Source organism: Roseibium polysiphoniae, assembly GCF_014842925.1.
Lineage (GTDB): Bacteria > Pseudomonadota > Alphaproteobacteria > Rhizobiales > Stappiaceae > Roseibium > Roseibium polysiphoniae.
The window spans coordinates 407,808-423,127 of record NZ_JACYXJ010000002.1; the positions used below are offsets into that span (position 1 = coordinate 407,808).

Sequence of the window (15,320 nt, forward strand, 5' to 3'; positions counted from 1 at the left end):
GAAAGCCAATGTCTGACATGACACAATTGCCTGATCTCATGCCGGTGCTGCCGGAGATTTTCCTGGCCATCGGAGCCATGGTGCTCCTGATGATCGGAGTGTTCGGCGGCCAGCGGATCAGCTTCCTGGTCAATGGCATGTCCATGGGCCTGATTGCGGCGACGGCGCTCTTTGTATTGCCTTTCGGAGCACATTTCGGCGAGACTTTTGGCGGGGCCTTCGTTCTTGATGACTTCGCCTACTTCATGAAGATCCTGGTCCTGATCGGGTCTTTCTTTGCGATCGCCATGTCCTGGGCCTTTGCCAAGAGCCAGGCTTTCGACAAGTTCGAGTATCCGGTGCTGATCGTTCTGGCGACGCTCGGCATGCTGTTGATGCTGTCGGCCAACGACATGATTGCCCTGTATCTCGGCCTGGAACTTCAGAGCCTTGCGCTTTATGTCGTCGCTGCGATCAACCGGGAATCCGTTCGCTCAACCGAGGCCGGTCTGAAGTACTTTGTCCTTGGCTCGCTCTCTTCGGGCATGCTGCTCTACGGCATGTCGCTGGTCTATGGCTTTTCCGGCCAGATCGGCTTTCCGGAAATCGCGGAAGTTCTCGCCCACGAGGGCGCATCCATCGGTCTCGTGATCGGTCTGACATTTGTTCTAGCAGGTATTGCCTTCAAGATTTCGGCAGTGCCGTTCCACATGTGGACACCGGACGTTTATGAAGGCGCGCCGACGCCCGTGACGGCCTTCCTGGCGGCAGCCCCCAAGGTGGCTGCCATGGGCATGCTGATCCGGATCGTGATCGACGGGTTCCAGCCTGTCACCACGGACTGGCAGCAGGTGATTGTCTTTGTCGCGATTGCGTCCATGGCACTTGGCGCCTTCGCCGCGATCGGGCAGACCAATATCAAGCGCCTGATGGCCTATTCGTCGATCGGCCACATGGGCTACGCACTGGTCGGCCTTGCCGCTGGCACCCAGATCGGGGTCGAGGGTGTGATCATCTACATGGCGGCCTATCTTGCCATGACGCTTGGCGTGTTCGCCTGCATTCTCTCCATGCGCCGCAAGGATGGCATGGTTGAGGAGATCAGCGAGCTGTCCGGGCTGTCGCGGACCAATCTGCCAATGGCCATTCTTCTGGCTGTTCTGATGTGGTCGCTGGCAGGAATTCCGCCTTTTGTTGGTTTCTTTGCCAAGTGGTTCGTCTTCTCGGCAGCTGTCGAGGCAGGTCTTTATCCGCTCGCAGTCATCGGTGTCGTGATGTCGGTTGTCGGTGCCTACTACTACCTGCGCATCATCAAGGTGATGTTCTTCGACGAGCCGGCGGAGGCTTTTGAGGCGATGCCGATGGAACTCCGTTTCGTGTTGGGTCTTTCCGGGTTGTTCGTGATTTTCTTTGCGCTCATGCCTGGTCCGATTGTTCAGGCGGCGAGTTCTGCTGCAGGGGCGCTCTTCTGACCGCATCGGACCGAAACACCGAATTCTCAAACCCGGCGCCGAAGGTGCCGGGTTTGCGCGTTGAACGGCACGGCACTGTCGGCTCCACCAACAATCTTGCGTTCGAAAGAGCGCGTTCCGGCGATCCGGGCGGTTTGTGGATCGTGGCTGAGGAACAGTCCGATGGCCGTGGACGGCGGGGGCGCGACTGGGTCTCGCCGCGCGGCAATCTCTTCACCAGTCATCTGCTGCTCGACCCCGGACCGAGGGAACGGCTTGGCGAGGTGCCGCTCGTGGCAGCGGTTGCTTTGGCTGATGCAATTGACAAATGCGCCGGAACGCACCAGATGGTGGGGTTGAAGTGGCCGAACGATCTACTTGTCGATGGTGCAAAGCTTTCGGGTATTCTGCTTGAAGCAGAATCGGTTGCCAGCGGCAGAACGGCGTTGGTGCTCGGGTTTGGTGTGAACTGTGTAGCTCACCCTGAACATGGGCTTTATCCGACAGTCGATCTTGCTGCCCTCGGACACAGGATCTCTGCAGATCAATTGTTCAATGCGCTGGCTCTGAGCCTGGATCACTGGCTTTCAGTCTGGCGGCGCGCGGACGGCTTCAAGGACGTCCGGAAGGCCTGGTTGGCCCGCGCTGTTCACCTTGGAAAAACGATTAGGGTGCGCAACGGCGATCGCGAGATGGCCGGCACTTTTCTTGATCTCGACAACCGGGGCCATCTTGTTCTTGGCCTTGAGAATGGTCAACGGGAGACCATTTTCGCAGGTGACGTCTTTCTGGAGGGCTTGCAGCCTGAGGGCTCGCCCGACATCCCGAAGTTTTAAGTTTGGAGAACTAAATGGCATCTGCCAACGACATGGTCTTTCTGCCACTTGGCGGGGTTGGTGAAATTGGAATGAACCTGGCGCTCTACGGCATCGGCCCTGAGGACAATCGCTCCTGGCTGATGGTCGATTGCGGAGTTTCCTTTGCCGGCCCGGAGTTGCCCGGGATCGATCTTGTCTTCCCGGATATCAAATTCCTCGAGGAAGAAGCCGACAACATCGTCGGCATGGTCATCACCCATGCGCATGAAGATCACTATGGCGCCATCGTGCACCTGTGGCCTTTTCTCAAGGTGCCGGTCTATCTGACACCCTTCACGGCAGCGTTGCTTGAGGCCAAGACCGAGAGCGAACCTGGCGCCGAGAAGGTTCCGGTCACGGTGGTCAATCAGGGGGACCGGATCGACATTGGACCCTTCAACGTTGAATTCGTTACCATGACCCATTCGATCCCCGAGCCCTGCGCGCTTGCGATCCGCACAGACGCGGGTCTCTTCGTTCATACGGGCGACTGGAAGATCGACCACACGCCAGGTGTGGGCTTGCCGATCGACATGAAGCGGCTGCGTGAGCTGGGTGAAGAGGGTGTCACAGCGCTTGTCTGTGACAGCACCAATGCCATCCGCGATGGTGTAAGCCCAAGCGAGGGCGATGTTGCCAAAGAGCTGAAGAAGGTGATGAAGACCGCGAAACACCGGATCGCGATCACCACCTTTGCATCCAATGTGGCCCGTATCCGCGCGATTGCCGAAGCTGCAGCTTCCTGTGAGCGCGATGTTGTGGTGGTTGGACGGTCCATGCACCGGGTGATCGCTGTTGCGGGCGAACTGGGCTATCTGGACGGCTTGCCGGCCTTTCATGACGAAGATGCCTATGGCTACCTGCCGCGCGAGAAGACGGTTCTTCTCTGCACGGGGTCCCAGGGCGAGGCGAGGGCGGCGCTGGCACGCATCGCAAGTGGCGATCATCGCAACATTGCCCTGTCCAAGGGCGACACCGTGATCTTCTCGTCACGGACGATCCCGGGCAATGAAAAGGCTGTTGGCGAAGTTCAGAACCATCTGGCGGATCTTGATGTTCAGATCATCACCGACAAGGACGCCATGGTGCATGTTTCCGGCCATCCGCGCCGCGGTGAGCTTGAAGAACTCTACAAATTGCTCAAGCCCAAAGTCGTGGTTCCCGTCCATGGCGAACCGTTGCATCTTGCCGCCCATGCTGAGTTTGCCCGGTCCATGAAGGTGCCAGAGGTCATTCGTGGCAAGAACGGCGACGTCATACGGCTGAATGCGGGCAGGGCGGCCATCATTGATGAGGCGCCTTTCGGCATCATGGTCAAGGACGGGTCCATTCTGGACGATCCGGAGGTGACCGGCGTCAAGGAGAGACGCAAGCTGTCCTACGCGGGCGCCCTTGTGATTTCCCTGGTGGTCAACCGGCAGGGAGATCTGCTGGATGACCCGCAAATGTCGCTGATGGGATTGCCGGATACGGACGACGACGGCGAGCCGATGGAAGACATCGTCACAAAGGCGATCGTTGGGGCCGTCACCAGCATTCCCAAGGCCCGCCGCAAGGACAAGGACCTGATCGGCGAGGCGGCGCGACGTGCCGCGCGCGCTGCGGTGCTCGAGGTCTGGGGCAAAAAGACGCTTTGTCAGGTGCTCGTCACCCGGCTATGAGGACAACAATGGGCGCGGCCGACATCTGGTTCGGGCGCAGCCCAATGGGAGGTTGAGATGATTGGACGTTTGAACCATGTGGCGATCGCTGTCTCGGACATCGAGGCAGCGACGGCGGTTTACCGCGATACCCTCGGCGCGAGTGTGTCTGAAAAGGTTGCGCAGCCGGACCATGGCGTCAGCACCGTCTTCATCAATCTCCCGAACACCAAGATCGAGCTGCTGGAACCGCTTGGAGAGAACTCTCCGATCAACAAGTTCTTGGAAAAGAATCCGTCTGGCGGCATTCATCATGTCTGCTACGAGGTCGATGACATCCTGGCAGCGCGCGACAAGCTGGTCGCCGATGGGGCCCGTGTGCTTGGAGATGGCGAACCGAAAATCGGCGCGCATGGAAAACCTGTCTTGTTCCTTCATCCCAAAGACTTTCTGGGGACCTTGACCGAGCTGGAGGAGGCCTAGACCTCATGAGCGTTGTGTTCGCCGTTGCCGTCTATTTCATGATCTGGTGGATCGTTCTTTTCGCCATTCTGCCTTTCGGGATCCACCGTAGCCAGGAAGAGGCTGGAGAGGTTCTGCCCGGATCTGAGCCAAGTGCGCCCGAGCGGCCCCGCTTTTTGCGGGTGATTCTTCTGACGACGCTGGTCGCGACATCCATCTTTGCCGGCTATTTCTGGCTCCGGAACTCAGGTGTCACGCTGGCGGATATTCCGTTTTTGACGCCACCCTCCATGCGTTGAGAAGCCACCTGTTCCGGTTGTATCGCGGGGCCAGCTGAAGCTCAGAACGAAAAAAAAGCAGGGCTTTCGCCCTGCTTTGCTGTGAGTTCCGCGTCTAATACCCCTCATCCCTCGTCTAATCTTACGATGTCGACGGGTCGGCTGCGAACCATAAAGATGCGCCGGAGGGGATCTTCCTCCCAAGACTCAGACCGCGATGCCTGTTGGGTCGTAAGTTATTTTTACAACGACCCTTTTTCTTATGTTTCAAGACAATAGACGATAGAAATTTAGTTGTCACCTATTTGTGCGCATACGCATACATTTTTTGCTTGCGTAAGAAAGTATCATCTTCGCTTTGGTTTCATTTACCTTTCGAGTGAAATCGCTGATGGCATCAGCTCGCAAATTGTTGGAATGCATAATTCTTGGCCATTGCGAAAGTCAGGACTTGTCTTTCAAGCTGCCTTGCGGTTTCACTGCGCTTCACAACGGCCTTCGCCCATATCAAGAGAGAATCCATGCGCCTATCCCGCTTTTTCCTGCCCATTTTGAAGGAAACCCCCAAGGAGGCGGAAATCGTATCGCACCGGCTGATGCTGCGCGCCGGCATGATCCGCCAGCAATCTGCGGGGATCTACTCCTGGCTGCCGCTTGGCCTTCGGGTGCTGCGCAAGATCGAACGAATCGTGGAAGAAGAGCAGGCACGGGCAGGGGCGGTGCAGCTGCTGATGCCGACGATCCAATCTGCGGAGTTGTGGCGCGAAAGTGGGCGGTATGACGCTTATGGCAAGGAAATGCTGCGCATCACCGACCGGCACGACCGCGACATGCTCTACGGTCCGACAAATGAGGAGATGATCACAGACATCTTCCGATCGTCCGTTCGTTCCTACAAGGACCTGCCGCTGAACCTCTATCATATCCAGTGGAAATTCCGCGATGAGGTGCGCCCGCGGTTTGGCGTAATGCGCGGCCGTGAGTTCCTGATGAAGGATGCCTATTCCTTCGATCTGGATCAGGAAAAGGCCGTCGAGTCCTACAACCGTATGTTTGTCGCCTATTTGCGGACCTATCGGCGCATGGGCCTGACAGCCATTCCAATGCGCGCCGAGACCGGGCCCATCGGCGGAGATCTCAGCCACGAGTTCATCGTTCTCGCCGACACGGGCGAGAGCGCGGTTTTCTGCCATTCCGATTTCCTTGCCAAGGAGATTCCGGGCGAGGACGTCGATTTCGACAGCGATCTGAGCCCGATTGTTGCGGATTGGACCTCGAACTATGCGGCGACCGAAGATGTCGTCGACATGGCTGAGTTTGAGGCCGCCGTTCCTGAAGAAAAGCGGATTTCCGCCCGCGGCATCGAGGTTGGCCAGACTTTCTATTTCGGCACGAAATACTCCGAGCCAATGGGCGCGAAGGTTACCGGGCCGGACGGCAAGGATGTGCCGGTCCACATGGGCTCCTATGGCGTCGGCGTGTCGCGTCTTCTTGGCGCGATCATCGAGGCAAGCCACGATGACGACGGCATCATCTGGCCGGCATCCGTGGCCCCGTTCCATGTGGGCGTCGTCAACCTGAAGCCAGGCGACGATCTGACCGATGGCGCGTGCGAAGATCTCTACGCAAAGCTGGAAGCAGCAGGCATCGAGGTCCTTTATGACGACACGGACCAGCGTGCGGGGGCCAAGTTCGCGAGCATGGACCTGATCGGACTGCCGTTCCAGGTCGTCGGCGGCCCACGTGGGCTGAAAGACGGTCTCTTTGAGGTCAAAGACCGCCGCAGCGGCGAAAAAGAGATGCTGTCCCCAGAAGCCGCGTTCAACAAGCTGAAAGCGGCATTGACGGTTTGAGGCAGCTCGCCGATCCTCCCCGTTAGGATTCGCGGGGGCGGACAGCAGGTGGATGGCCCATGACGGCGCACACGAGCACAGAGTCTGAAACGGAAGCCAGCAGCGGCGCAGGCGGGACACGTCCCTTTGCGCCGTTCGAGTGGATGATCGCGGGGCGCTACCTGCGGTCGCGGCGGCGCGAGACATTCATTTCGGTGATTGCCGGGTTTTCTTTCGCGGGCATCATGCTCGGCGTGGCCACCTTGATCATCGTTATGGCGGTGATGAATGGCTTTCGGTCCGAGCTGCTAAGCAAGATCCTTGGCATCAACGGTCATATGCTTGTCCAGCCGATCGACATGCCCCTGACCGACTACGACGCCGTTGCGGGGCGCCTGGAGACGATCCCCGGTGTTGTCAGTGCAATCCCCTTCGTTGAGGGGCAGGCGCTTATCTCGGGCCCGGCCGGCAATCTGGGTGGCCTGGTGCGCGGGCTTTGGGAAGCGGACGTTCGCCGAATTCCCCTTGTTGCCGAAAACATTCGTGCAGGCTCCCTCGATGACTTTGACGCTGGCAAGGGAATCGCTCTTGGCACGCGCATGGCGCAGGAGCTTGGGGTCAGCCTTGGTGACAATGTCACGATCATCTCACCGCGCGGCAATGTCACGCCGATGGGCGTGACACCTCGGGTGAAGGGATATCCAGTCGCAGCCATCTTTGAAATCGGCATGAGTGAATACGACGGCACCTTTGTCTTCATGCCCATTGTCGAAGCGCAAGGGTTCTTCCGGATGGACGGAAAGGCAACCGGCGTCGAAGTCTATGTCACCGATCCGGACCTCGTCGGCGGTATGCGGTCGCTGGTGGAGGAGGGCGCCGAACGCCCAACCTTTGTGACAGATTGGCGCCAGAGGAACGTAACCTTCTTCTCCGCGCTCGAGGTCGAGCGGAACGTGATGTTCATCATCCTCACGCTGATTGTCCTGGTCGCGGCACTCAACATCATTTCGGGCCTGATCATGCTGGTGAAGGACAAGGGACGCGACATTGCGATCCTGCGGACAATGGGCGCGACGCGCGGCGCGATCATGCGCGTGTTCCTGATCACCGGCGCAAGCATCGGCATTGTCGGGACACTTGCCGGATTTGCGCTCGGTCTGGTCGTCTGTCTCAACATCGAGAGCATACGACAGGGTGTGTCCTGGCTCACGTCGACGGAGCTGTTTGATCCGACGCTCTATTTCCTGTCGCGGCTTCCGGCCGAAATCGACAGCGGAGAAACCATTACGGTGCTGGTGATGGCGCTGGTGCTCTCGCTGCTGGCAACGCTCTATCCTGCCTGGCGGGCGGCGCGGCTCGATCCCGTTGAAGCCCTGAGGTACGAATGATGACCGAGCCGGGGGCGACGATGGATCAGGCCGCGGTCGAGACGGCTCTCGCAAGCACAGCGCTTGCGCTGGTGGACGTCACGCGGAGTTTCTCCGAGGGCGAGCGGGAGCTGCATATCCTGCGCGGTGTCGATTTTGCGATCCAGCCTGGTGAGATGGTTGCCCTCGTTGCGCCATCCGGGACGGGCAAGTCGACGCTGCTTCATATCGCCGGGCTTCTTGAACATCCAGACAGTGGCGACGTTTATGTCGGCGGGATCAATTGCGCTGAGCTCGATGACGAATCACGCACTGCGATCCGCCGCAATGACGTTGGCTTCGTCTACCAGTTTCACCATCTGCTGCCCGAATTCACGGCTCTTGAGAACATCATGATGCCGCAGATGATTGCCGGGCTGGCGAAGAGCGAAGCGGCGGCCCGGGCGCAGGAGCTGCTCGACTACATGCGCATGGGTGAACGCAGCAGCCACAGGCCGTCGGAACTGTCGGGTGGTGAACAGCAGCGCGTGGCGGTTGCTCGAGCCGTGGCCAATGCACCGCGCGTTCTGCTTCTGGACGAGCCGACCGGCAATCTCGATCCGGAGACGGCACATTACGTCTTTGAAGCTCTCCAGGCCCTGGTTCGGGCTTCGGGTGTTGCAACGCTCTTTGCCACCCACAACATGGAGATCGCCGGGCGCATGGATCGCTGCGTGACTCTCAAGGACGGGCATATCATCCCCCTTGCTCTTTAGGTAGTTGCGCGGACGTTCAATGTCTGCACCTTGATGGGAGCAGGGCGCCCACGCGACTTGAGGACTGTGTCTCGGTGGTAGAACAAAGCAAAAACAAGTGAGATTTCAGTGGCTTTTCTGAGTTTGGCGGGATGAGAACAAAAAGTGCTTGCAATGAGAACATGAAGTGAACATAATCACTTTTAGAGTGAAACCTTACTTCGTGTTGGAGAGACAAGATGTTCCACATGGCTCGCGATTTTGCTGCATTCGGTTCTATGGTTGCCTTCTGTGCGACGCTGGTCGTCTGGGGTGACGTACTCATGGCGATCAACTGACACCGGACTTGATGTTCAGCGGGCTAGACGTTGTGGCCCGGCTGCGATGGCAAGTGGCCTGCAGTGAACAACGGTGAAGACTTGGCTGCAGATGCCTGTGGCGGGTCGACAGGGACGGCACAACACGGTTCACTTGACGGTGATTCTTGCAGATAAGGGAGGCGATGCGCTTCCCGCCGTGTTTGGTGCGCCATGTCCAGCGAATTCCCTTCTTCCGATCAAGGTAGCGATCTGACTGCACCGGGTGGCTCGGCTAAGGCCACTGCCGAGCGCGTTGGCTACGTCCACCTCAGGGTGCATTCCGCGCTTTCCCTGCTTGAGGGTGCGCTGCCGATCAAGAAGCTGCTCGATCTGGCAAAGTCGGACGATCAGCCGGCGCTCGCCATCACCGACACGGGCAATCTTTTCGGCGCCCAGGAATTTTCCGCCAAGGCCTGGGGGGCGGGCATCCAGCCCATCATCGGCTGTCAGCTGTCGGTTGCTTTTGGCACCGCATCTGGAAGCGGGGACCGGCAAGGCGATCTCAACCTGTCCGACATCGTCGTGCTGGCCTGCTCGGAAGAGGGCTATGAGAACCTGATGGAACTCAGCTCCCGGGCGTTTCTCGATACGGACACGGGGTTGAAACCCCATGTGACCGCGAACTACCTGGCCGAGAAGTCAGGGGGGCTCATTCTGCTGACAGGCGGCATTCACGGCCCGGTCGGACAGGCTCTGCTTTCAGGGCGGAAAGATGATGCGCGGGCACGGCTGACGTGGCTGTCCGATCAATTTCCCGGCAGGTGCTACGTGGAGATCCAGCGCCATGGCATGGAGCCGGAGCGGCGCACTGAAAGTGATTTTCTGGAGCTCGCCTATTCTCTTGGTCTGCCGCTGGTTGCGACCAATGAGGCATTTTTTCCCGCAAGGGAGGACTATGAGGCCCATGACGCCCTGATCTGCATTTCCGAGGGGCGGGTCATCATCGAGGATGACCGCCGCCGGCTGACACCGGAGCACTATTTCAAGTCCCGTGCGGAAATGCAGGCGCTGTTCTCGGATCTGCCGGAAGCTTTGGCGTCCACGGTCGAGATTGCGCAACGCTGTCACTATCGTCCCTTGCGCCGCGATCCCATTTTGCCAAGATTTGCCGGTGCGGATGCTGACCCGGAAGAAGCGGTGCGTGTCGAAGCGGAGGAGCTCAAGCGGCAGGCGCGTGAGGGCCTGCAGGCCCGTCTCGACGCCCATGGCCTTGCGCCCGGGCTGGAGGAAAAAGACTATTGGGAGCGGCTCGACTATGAGCTGGGCATCATCGAGGGGATGAAGTTTCCCGGCTACTTTTTGATCGTTGCCGACTTCATCAAATGGGGCAAGGCCCAGGATATTCCGGTTGGTCCCGGCCGTGGCTCTGGTGCGGGGTCGCTGGTCGCCTGGTCATTGACCATTACCGATCTCGACCCTATGCGGTTCTCCCTGCTGTTCGAACGGTTCCTCAACCCGGAACGTGTCTCGATGCCCGACTTTGACATCGACTTCTGTCAGAGCCGACGGGAAGAGGTGATCCGCTACGTTCAGGAAAAATATGGCCGTCAGCAGGTGGCCCAGATCATCACATTCGGGTCCCTGCAGGCGCGTGCGGTGCTGCGCGACGTGGGACGCGTGTTGCAGATGCCCTATGGCCAGGTGGACAGGCTCTGCAAGCTTGTGCCGGCCAACCCGGCCAATCCGGTGACTTTGGCCCAGGCGATCGAAGACGAGCCGAGACTGCGTGAGGCGGCCCGCGAAGAAGAGATCGTCGACAAACTGTTGACCATGGCGCAGAAGCTCGAGGGGCTCTATCGCCATGCCTCGACCCATGCTGCCGGTGTTGTCATCGGTGATCGGCCGCTTGAAAAGCTTGTGCCGCTTTACCGCGATCCGCGTTCGGACATGCCGGTTGCGCAGTTCAACATGAAGATGGTCGAAGACGCCGGGCTGGTGAAATTCGACTTTCTCGGTCTGAAGACACTGACAGTGATCGATACGGCGGTGAAGCTGATCGAGCGGCGTGGTGTGAAGGTCGATGTGGCCGCGCTGCCGATCGATGACGCGCCGACCTATGAAATGTTGACCCGGGGCGAGACATTCGGTGTCTTCCAGCTGGAAAGCCAGGGCATGCGGCGCGCGGTTTCGGGCATGAAGCCGGACCGTTTCGAGGACATCATTGCGCTGGTGGCGCTCTATCGCCCCGGTCCCATGGAGAACATTCCCGTCTACAACGCGGTGAAGCACGGCGAGCAGGAGCCGGACTGCCTCCATCCCTTGCTCGAGCCCATCCTGATGGAGACCAATGGCATCATCGTCTACCAGGAACAGGTGATGCAGATCGCGCAGGTCCTGTCGGGCTATTCCCTCGGCGAGGCGGATCTTCTGCGCCGGGCCATGGGCAAGAAAATTGCCGCGGAGATGGAAGTCCAGCGCGCGCGCTTTGTCGACGGTGCCGTCGAGCGCGGTGTGAACAAGTCGCAGGCCGGATCGATCTTCGACCTCGTGGCGAAATTCGCGAACTACGGCTTCAACAAGTCCCATGCGGCAGCCTATGCGCTGGTCTCCTATCATACGGCCTGGTTGAAGGCGAACCACCCGGTGGAATTCATGGCCGCATCGATGACGCTCGACATGGGCAACACCGAAAAGCTGGGCGATTTCCGGCAGGAAGCCCGGCGCATGGGCATTGAGATCGTTCCGCCCTCGATCAACCGGTCGATGGTCGAGTTCGATGTGCAGGACGGAAAGGTCGTCTACGCCATGGGCGCGATCAAGGGCGTCGGCGAACAGGCTGTCGAACATATCGTCGAGGTGCGCAGCCAGGGGCCATTCAAGAGCCTGGGCGATTTCGCCCGCAGGATTTCGCCAAAGCAGCTGAACAAGCGCACGCTAGAGAATCTTTTGGCGGCTGGCGCGTTTGACGAGCTTGAGCCCAACAGGGCGCGCGTTCTGGAGGGCCTCGACCGGATCATGGGCCTTGCTCAGCGGACAGAAGAGAACAAGACTCTCGGGCAGGATGAGCTGTTTGGCGGCAGCGACAGCGAAGAGCCTTTGCAGCTTCCTGATGTTGCGGGCTGGACGCCGGATGTACGTCTGCAGCGTGAGCATGCGGCCATCGGCTTCTATCTCTCGGCGCACCCGCTCGATGAATATGACGAGCTGCTCGAGAAAATGCGGGTGCAGCCTTGGGCGAAATTTGCCGAAGCGGTGAAGAAGGGCGCTTCGGCAGGGCGTCTCGCCGGCACGGTCATTTCCAAGCAGGAGCGCAAGACCAAAACCGGCAACAAGATGGGTATCGTTCGCTTTTCCGATGGCACGGGGCAATTCGAGGGGCTTCTCTTCAAGGAAAAGCTTGAGCAGTTCCGTGATGCCTTGGAACCGGGACGCTCCATGGTGATTCTGGTTGGCGCCGACATGCGCGATGACGAGCCTTCCATCCGGATCGAACAAGTCGACCCGATCGAGAAGGTGGCGGCGCGCGTCCAAAAGAGCATGCGCGTGTTTTTGCGAGACGACCGTCCGATCCAAAGCCTCGTGCGCCATCTCAATGTGCGCGGCGAGGGGGATGTGACGGTGGTCGTTCTGTTGGAAAACGGCGCGCGCGAGGTGGAGGTGAAGCTGCCAGGCCGGTTCCGTCTTTCACCGGAAATTGCCGGAGCGCTCAAGGCCGTGCCGGGTGTGACGGATGTTCAGATGGCCTGACGCAGATCGTCTGGCTTCGGGCGCTTAAGACGCCGCAGGCCAGATGATTTCGAGGCGGATGCCGCCGGGCTCGGCGAACATCATGTGCATGCGTGGCCCGCCCGACAGTGGTTCGGGCTGAAACTCGATGACGACGCCCGGCCAGCTTGAGACTTTTTCGGCCATGGCCATAAGAGCCGCTTGGCTCTCCACTTCGAGGGCGACATGATGCAAGCCGATAATGGACTTGCGGTCGAATGGCGTTATCGAGGAATTCCGGTCTGCTTGCCAGAGCGTGAAACGGCAGGCGCCGTCAGTTACGGTCGTGCGCGGGTAGGTCTCATCGCGGTTTAGCAGGGTCCAGCCCAGGCAGTCGGTAAAGAACGTCGTGGTCTGGTCCAGATCGAGGACAGTTAGCCCCAAGTGGTTGATTCCGATTGTTTCGGGCATGCATGTTCCTGTTCTGCCGCTCGCTGTCATTGAGCGAAAGATGCAATTGAAACCGGTGCCTGGCAATCGGCATAACAGACCAAGCCGAACTGGCGTGCGTTGCCTTCTTGTTGAAGGTGGTCTTTCGAAGATCTTGGGACGCTTTGAAAACACGCATGTTTTCTAGGCAAAAGGTCTTGAATTTGTTGAAACTGCCGCTTATAAGGCGCGCATTCCACACGCAAGGGGCGGAAACCGAGCTTATCGGCCTTCCATCCGGTGACGGTCTGGACTTGTCCACCGTCCAAATCCTCTTGCGGAGGTCAAACCGGAAAACTCAGGAGTTCAGGGCCATGGCTTTGCCCGATATCAACATGCGTCAGCTGCTCGAAGCTGGCGTTCACTTTGGTCACCAGAAGCACCGTTGGAACCCGCGTATGGGTCAGTACATCTTTGGTGTACGCAACGATGTGCACATCATCGATCTGGCTCAGACCGTTCCGCTTATGCACCAGGCTCTGAAAGCTGTCAGCGACACCGTCGCAGGCGGTGGCCGCGTTCTGCTCGTTGGCACCAAGCGTCAGGCGCAGGAAGCTGTTGCTTCAAGCGCGCGCAACTCTGCGCAGTACTTCGTCAACGCTCGCTGGCTCGGCGGCATGCTGACCAACTGGAAGACCATCTCCCAGTCGATCCAGCGTCTTCGCAAGCTCGAAGAAACCCTCAATTCTGATGCTGCAAACGCTCTGACCAAGAAAGAGCGTCTGTTCATGGACCGCGAACGCGAAAAGCTCGAGCGGAACCTTGGCGGTATCAAGGACATGGGCGGCATCCCGGACCTGATCTTCGTGATCGATACCAACCGTGAATCCATCGCCATTCAGGAAGCACGCCGTCTGGGTATCCCGGTCGCTGCTATCCTTGACAGCAACTCCAACCCTGAAGGCATCACCTATCCGGTGCCGGGCAACGACGATGCTGGCCGTGCAATTGCGCTTTACTGCGACCTGATTGCCCGTTCCGCGATCGACGGTATCTCCCGCGCACAGGGTGCATCGGGCATGGATGTTGGCGCTGGTGAAGAGGCTCCGGTCGAAGAAGCGCTCGCCGAAGCCGCAGCTGAAGAAGTTGTTGCTGAAGAAGTCGTAGCTGAAGCTGCTCCGGCGACGGAAGCTGCTGCAGAAGCTTGATTTTTTACCTGCCGCGGCAACGCGGCAGGTTCCTGTTAAATTCGCAGATGTTGGCGCCTTTTGTTGCGCTTTCGTCATAAAGGTACGGTGCCAGTCGGCTAAACCGTATCTATCAACAACCCCCCATCCACGAGGCAATCGATGAGCATTACCGCTGCGATGGTCAAAGAGCTCCGCGAAAAATCCGGCGCTGGCATGATGGACTGCAAGACCGCCCTGACAGAATCAGGCGGCGACATGGAAGCAGCTGTTGACTGGCTGCGCACCAAGGGCCTTGCAAAGGCCGCCAAGAAGGCCGGCCGCGTTGCTGCCGAAGGTCTTGTCGGTGTTGCTGCTGAAGGCAGCAAGGCTGCAGTTATCGAGCTGAACTCAGAGACCGACTTTGTTGCACGTAACGAAGGCTTCCAGGAGCTGGTGAAGAATGTCGCACAGGTTGCCGTTGGCACCGATGGCGATCTCGACGCCGTTTCTGATGCTGGCTACCCGGGTTCTGAAAAGAACGTCAAAGACAGCATCACCGATGCAATCGCGACGATCGGCGAGAACATGACCCTTCGCCGCACGGCAGTTCTGTCCGTGTCTGAAGGTGTTGTCGCGACTTATGTTCACGGCGCAGTCACTGAGGGTCTCGGAAAGATCGGCGTTCTGGTCGCTCTGGAATCTTCCGGAGACAAGGACAAGCTGAACGGTCTTGGCCGTCAGATCGCGATGCATATTGCTGCGACGAGCCCGCTCGCTCTCAGCACCGATGATCTCGACCCGGCTGTTGTTGATCGTGAGCGCTCGGTATTCGTTGAGCAGGCTCGCGAATCCGGCAAGCCCGACAACATCATTGAAAAGATGGTCGAAGGCCGTATCCGCAAGTTCTATGAAGAAGTGACCCTGGTCAAACAGTCCTTCGTCATCGACCCGGACAAGACGGTTGAACAGGCTGTCGAGGCTCTCGGCAAGGAACTTGGCACAGACGTCAAGCTCACCGGCTTTGTCCGCTTCGCCCTTGGCGAGGGGATCGAGAAAGAAGAGCAAGACTTTGCTGCAGAGGTGGCCGCGGCCACCGGGCAGTAAGCTTCCCAAGGGCG

The 15,320-nt window shown here is 58.9% G+C and carries 12 protein-coding genes; 11 read left to right on the top strand and 1 reads right to left on the bottom strand.

Features of this window, described 5'->3' with window-relative positions:
- Positions 1 to 8 precede the first annotated feature (8 nt).
- From nuoN to dnaE, 9 genes are all read left to right on the top strand, one after another.
- Complete coding sequence (gene nuoN, locus IG617_RS05635; RefSeq protein WP_192108128.1) at positions 9 to 1,451, top strand: NADH-quinone oxidoreductase subunit NuoN; 1,443 nt, start codon at positions 9 to 11, stop codon at positions 1,449 to 1,451.
- A 44-nt stretch (positions 1,452 to 1,495) separates the two neighbouring features.
- Complete coding sequence (locus IG617_RS05640) at positions 1,496 to 2,266, top strand: biotin--[acetyl-CoA-carboxylase] ligase (RefSeq protein ID WP_338109939.1); 771 nt, start codon at positions 1,496 to 1,498, stop codon at positions 2,264 to 2,266.
- Between the two features lie 14 nt (positions 2,267 to 2,280).
- Positions 2,281 to 3,948, top strand: coding sequence for a ribonuclease J (locus tag IG617_RS05645; protein WP_192108130.1), 1,668 nt, complete (start codon positions 2,281 to 2,283; stop codon positions 3,946 to 3,948).
- A 57-nt stretch (positions 3,949 to 4,005) separates the two neighbouring features.
- On the top strand, positions 4,006 to 4,410 hold the full coding sequence (gene mce, locus IG617_RS05650) for a methylmalonyl-CoA epimerase (RefSeq protein ID WP_192108132.1): 405 nt from the start codon (positions 4,006 to 4,008) through the stop codon (positions 4,408 to 4,410).
- Positions 4,411 to 4,415: 5 nt separating this feature from the next.
- The gene (locus IG617_RS05655; protein WP_192108134.1) at positions 4,416 to 4,688 is read left to right on the top strand and encodes a DUF1467 family protein; all 273 of its coding nucleotides are present in this window, start codon (positions 4,416 to 4,418) and stop codon (positions 4,686 to 4,688) included.
- 500 nt (positions 4,689 to 5,188) lie between these two features.
- Positions 5,189 to 6,520, top strand: coding sequence for a proline--tRNA ligase (proS, locus tag IG617_RS05660; protein ID WP_192108138.1), 1,332 nt, complete (start codon positions 5,189 to 5,191; stop codon positions 6,518 to 6,520).
- A 59-nt stretch (positions 6,521 to 6,579) separates the two neighbouring features.
- Positions 6,580 to 7,887, top strand: coding sequence for a lipoprotein-releasing ABC transporter permease subunit (locus IG617_RS05665; RefSeq protein WP_192108140.1), 1,308 nt, complete (start codon positions 6,580 to 6,582; stop codon positions 7,885 to 7,887).
- On the top strand, positions 7,884 to 8,621 hold the full coding sequence (locus tag IG617_RS05670; RefSeq protein ID WP_420826140.1) for an ABC transporter ATP-binding protein: 738 nt from the start codon (positions 7,884 to 7,886) through the stop codon (positions 8,619 to 8,621). The genes IG617_RS05665 and IG617_RS05670 overlap by 4 nt, the downstream gene beginning before the upstream one ends.
- Before the next feature lie 509 nt (positions 8,622 to 9,130).
- On the top strand, positions 9,131 to 12,646 hold the full coding sequence (dnaE, locus tag IG617_RS05675; RefSeq protein WP_192108142.1) for a DNA polymerase III subunit alpha: 3,516 nt from the start codon (positions 9,131 to 9,133) through the stop codon (positions 12,644 to 12,646).
- A 24-nt stretch (positions 12,647 to 12,670) separates the two neighbouring features.
- On the opposite strand, the gene IG617_RS05680 is transcribed toward dnaE, so the two are convergent.
- Positions 12,671 to 13,075, bottom strand: coding sequence for a VOC family protein (locus IG617_RS05680; protein ID WP_192108144.1), 405 nt, complete (start codon positions 13,073 to 13,075; stop codon positions 12,671 to 12,673).
- Positions 13,076 to 13,407: 332 nt separating this feature from the next.
- On the opposite strand from IG617_RS05680, the gene rpsB reads away from it, so the two are divergent.
- Both rpsB and tsf read left to right on the top strand, forming a co-directional pair.
- Positions 13,408 to 14,241 carry a 30S ribosomal protein S2 gene (gene rpsB, locus IG617_RS05685; protein ID WP_192108146.1) on the top strand — a complete coding sequence of 278 codons (834 nt, stop codon included), beginning with the start codon at positions 13,408 to 13,410 and terminating at the stop codon, positions 14,239 to 14,241.
- Between the two features lie 141 nt (positions 14,242 to 14,382).
- Positions 14,383 to 15,306, top strand: a complete 924-nt coding sequence (gene tsf, locus IG617_RS05690; protein WP_192108148.1) for a translation elongation factor Ts — start codon at positions 14,383 to 14,385, stop codon at positions 15,304 to 15,306.
- The last annotated feature ends 14 nt before the right edge of the window (positions 15,307 to 15,320 follow it).

Excerpts from the sequence above, each read along its gene's own strand:
- tsf (WP_192108148.1), top strand. The coding sequence starts at position 14,383 with ATGAGCATTACCGCTGCGATGGTCAAAGAGCTCCGCGAAAAATCCGGC.
- IG617_RS05655 (WP_192108134.1), top strand. The coding sequence starts at position 4,416 with ATGAGCGTTGTGTTCGCCGTTGCCGTCTATTTCATGATCTGGTGGATC.
- IG617_RS05680 (WP_192108144.1), bottom strand. The coding sequence starts at position 13,075 with ATGCCCGAAACAATCGGAATCAACCACTTGGGGCTAACTGTCCTCGAT.
- mce (WP_192108132.1), top strand. The coding sequence starts at position 4,006 with ATGATTGGACGTTTGAACCATGTGGCGATCGCTGTCTCGGACATCGAG.
- dnaE (WP_192108142.1), top strand. The coding sequence starts at position 9,131 with ATGTCCAGCGAATTCCCTTCTTCCGATCAAGGTAGCGATCTGACTGCA.
- nuoN (WP_192108128.1), top strand. The coding sequence starts at position 9 with ATGTCTGACATGACACAATTGCCTGATCTCATGCCGGTGCTGCCGGAG.
- IG617_RS05665 (WP_192108140.1), top strand. The coding sequence starts at position 6,580 with ATGACGGCGCACACGAGCACAGAGTCTGAAACGGAAGCCAGCAGCGGC.
- rpsB (WP_192108146.1), top strand. The coding sequence starts at position 13,408 with ATGGCTTTGCCCGATATCAACATGCGTCAGCTGCTCGAAGCTGGCGTT.
- IG617_RS05670 (WP_420826140.1), top strand. The coding sequence starts at position 7,884 with ATGATGACCGAGCCGGGGGCGACGATGGATCAGGCCGCGGTCGAGACG.
- proS (WP_192108138.1), top strand. The coding sequence starts at position 5,189 with ATGCGCCTATCCCGCTTTTTCCTGCCCATTTTGAAGGAAACCCCCAAG.
- IG617_RS05645 (WP_192108130.1), top strand. The coding sequence starts at position 2,281 with ATGGCATCTGCCAACGACATGGTCTTTCTGCCACTTGGCGGGGTTGGT.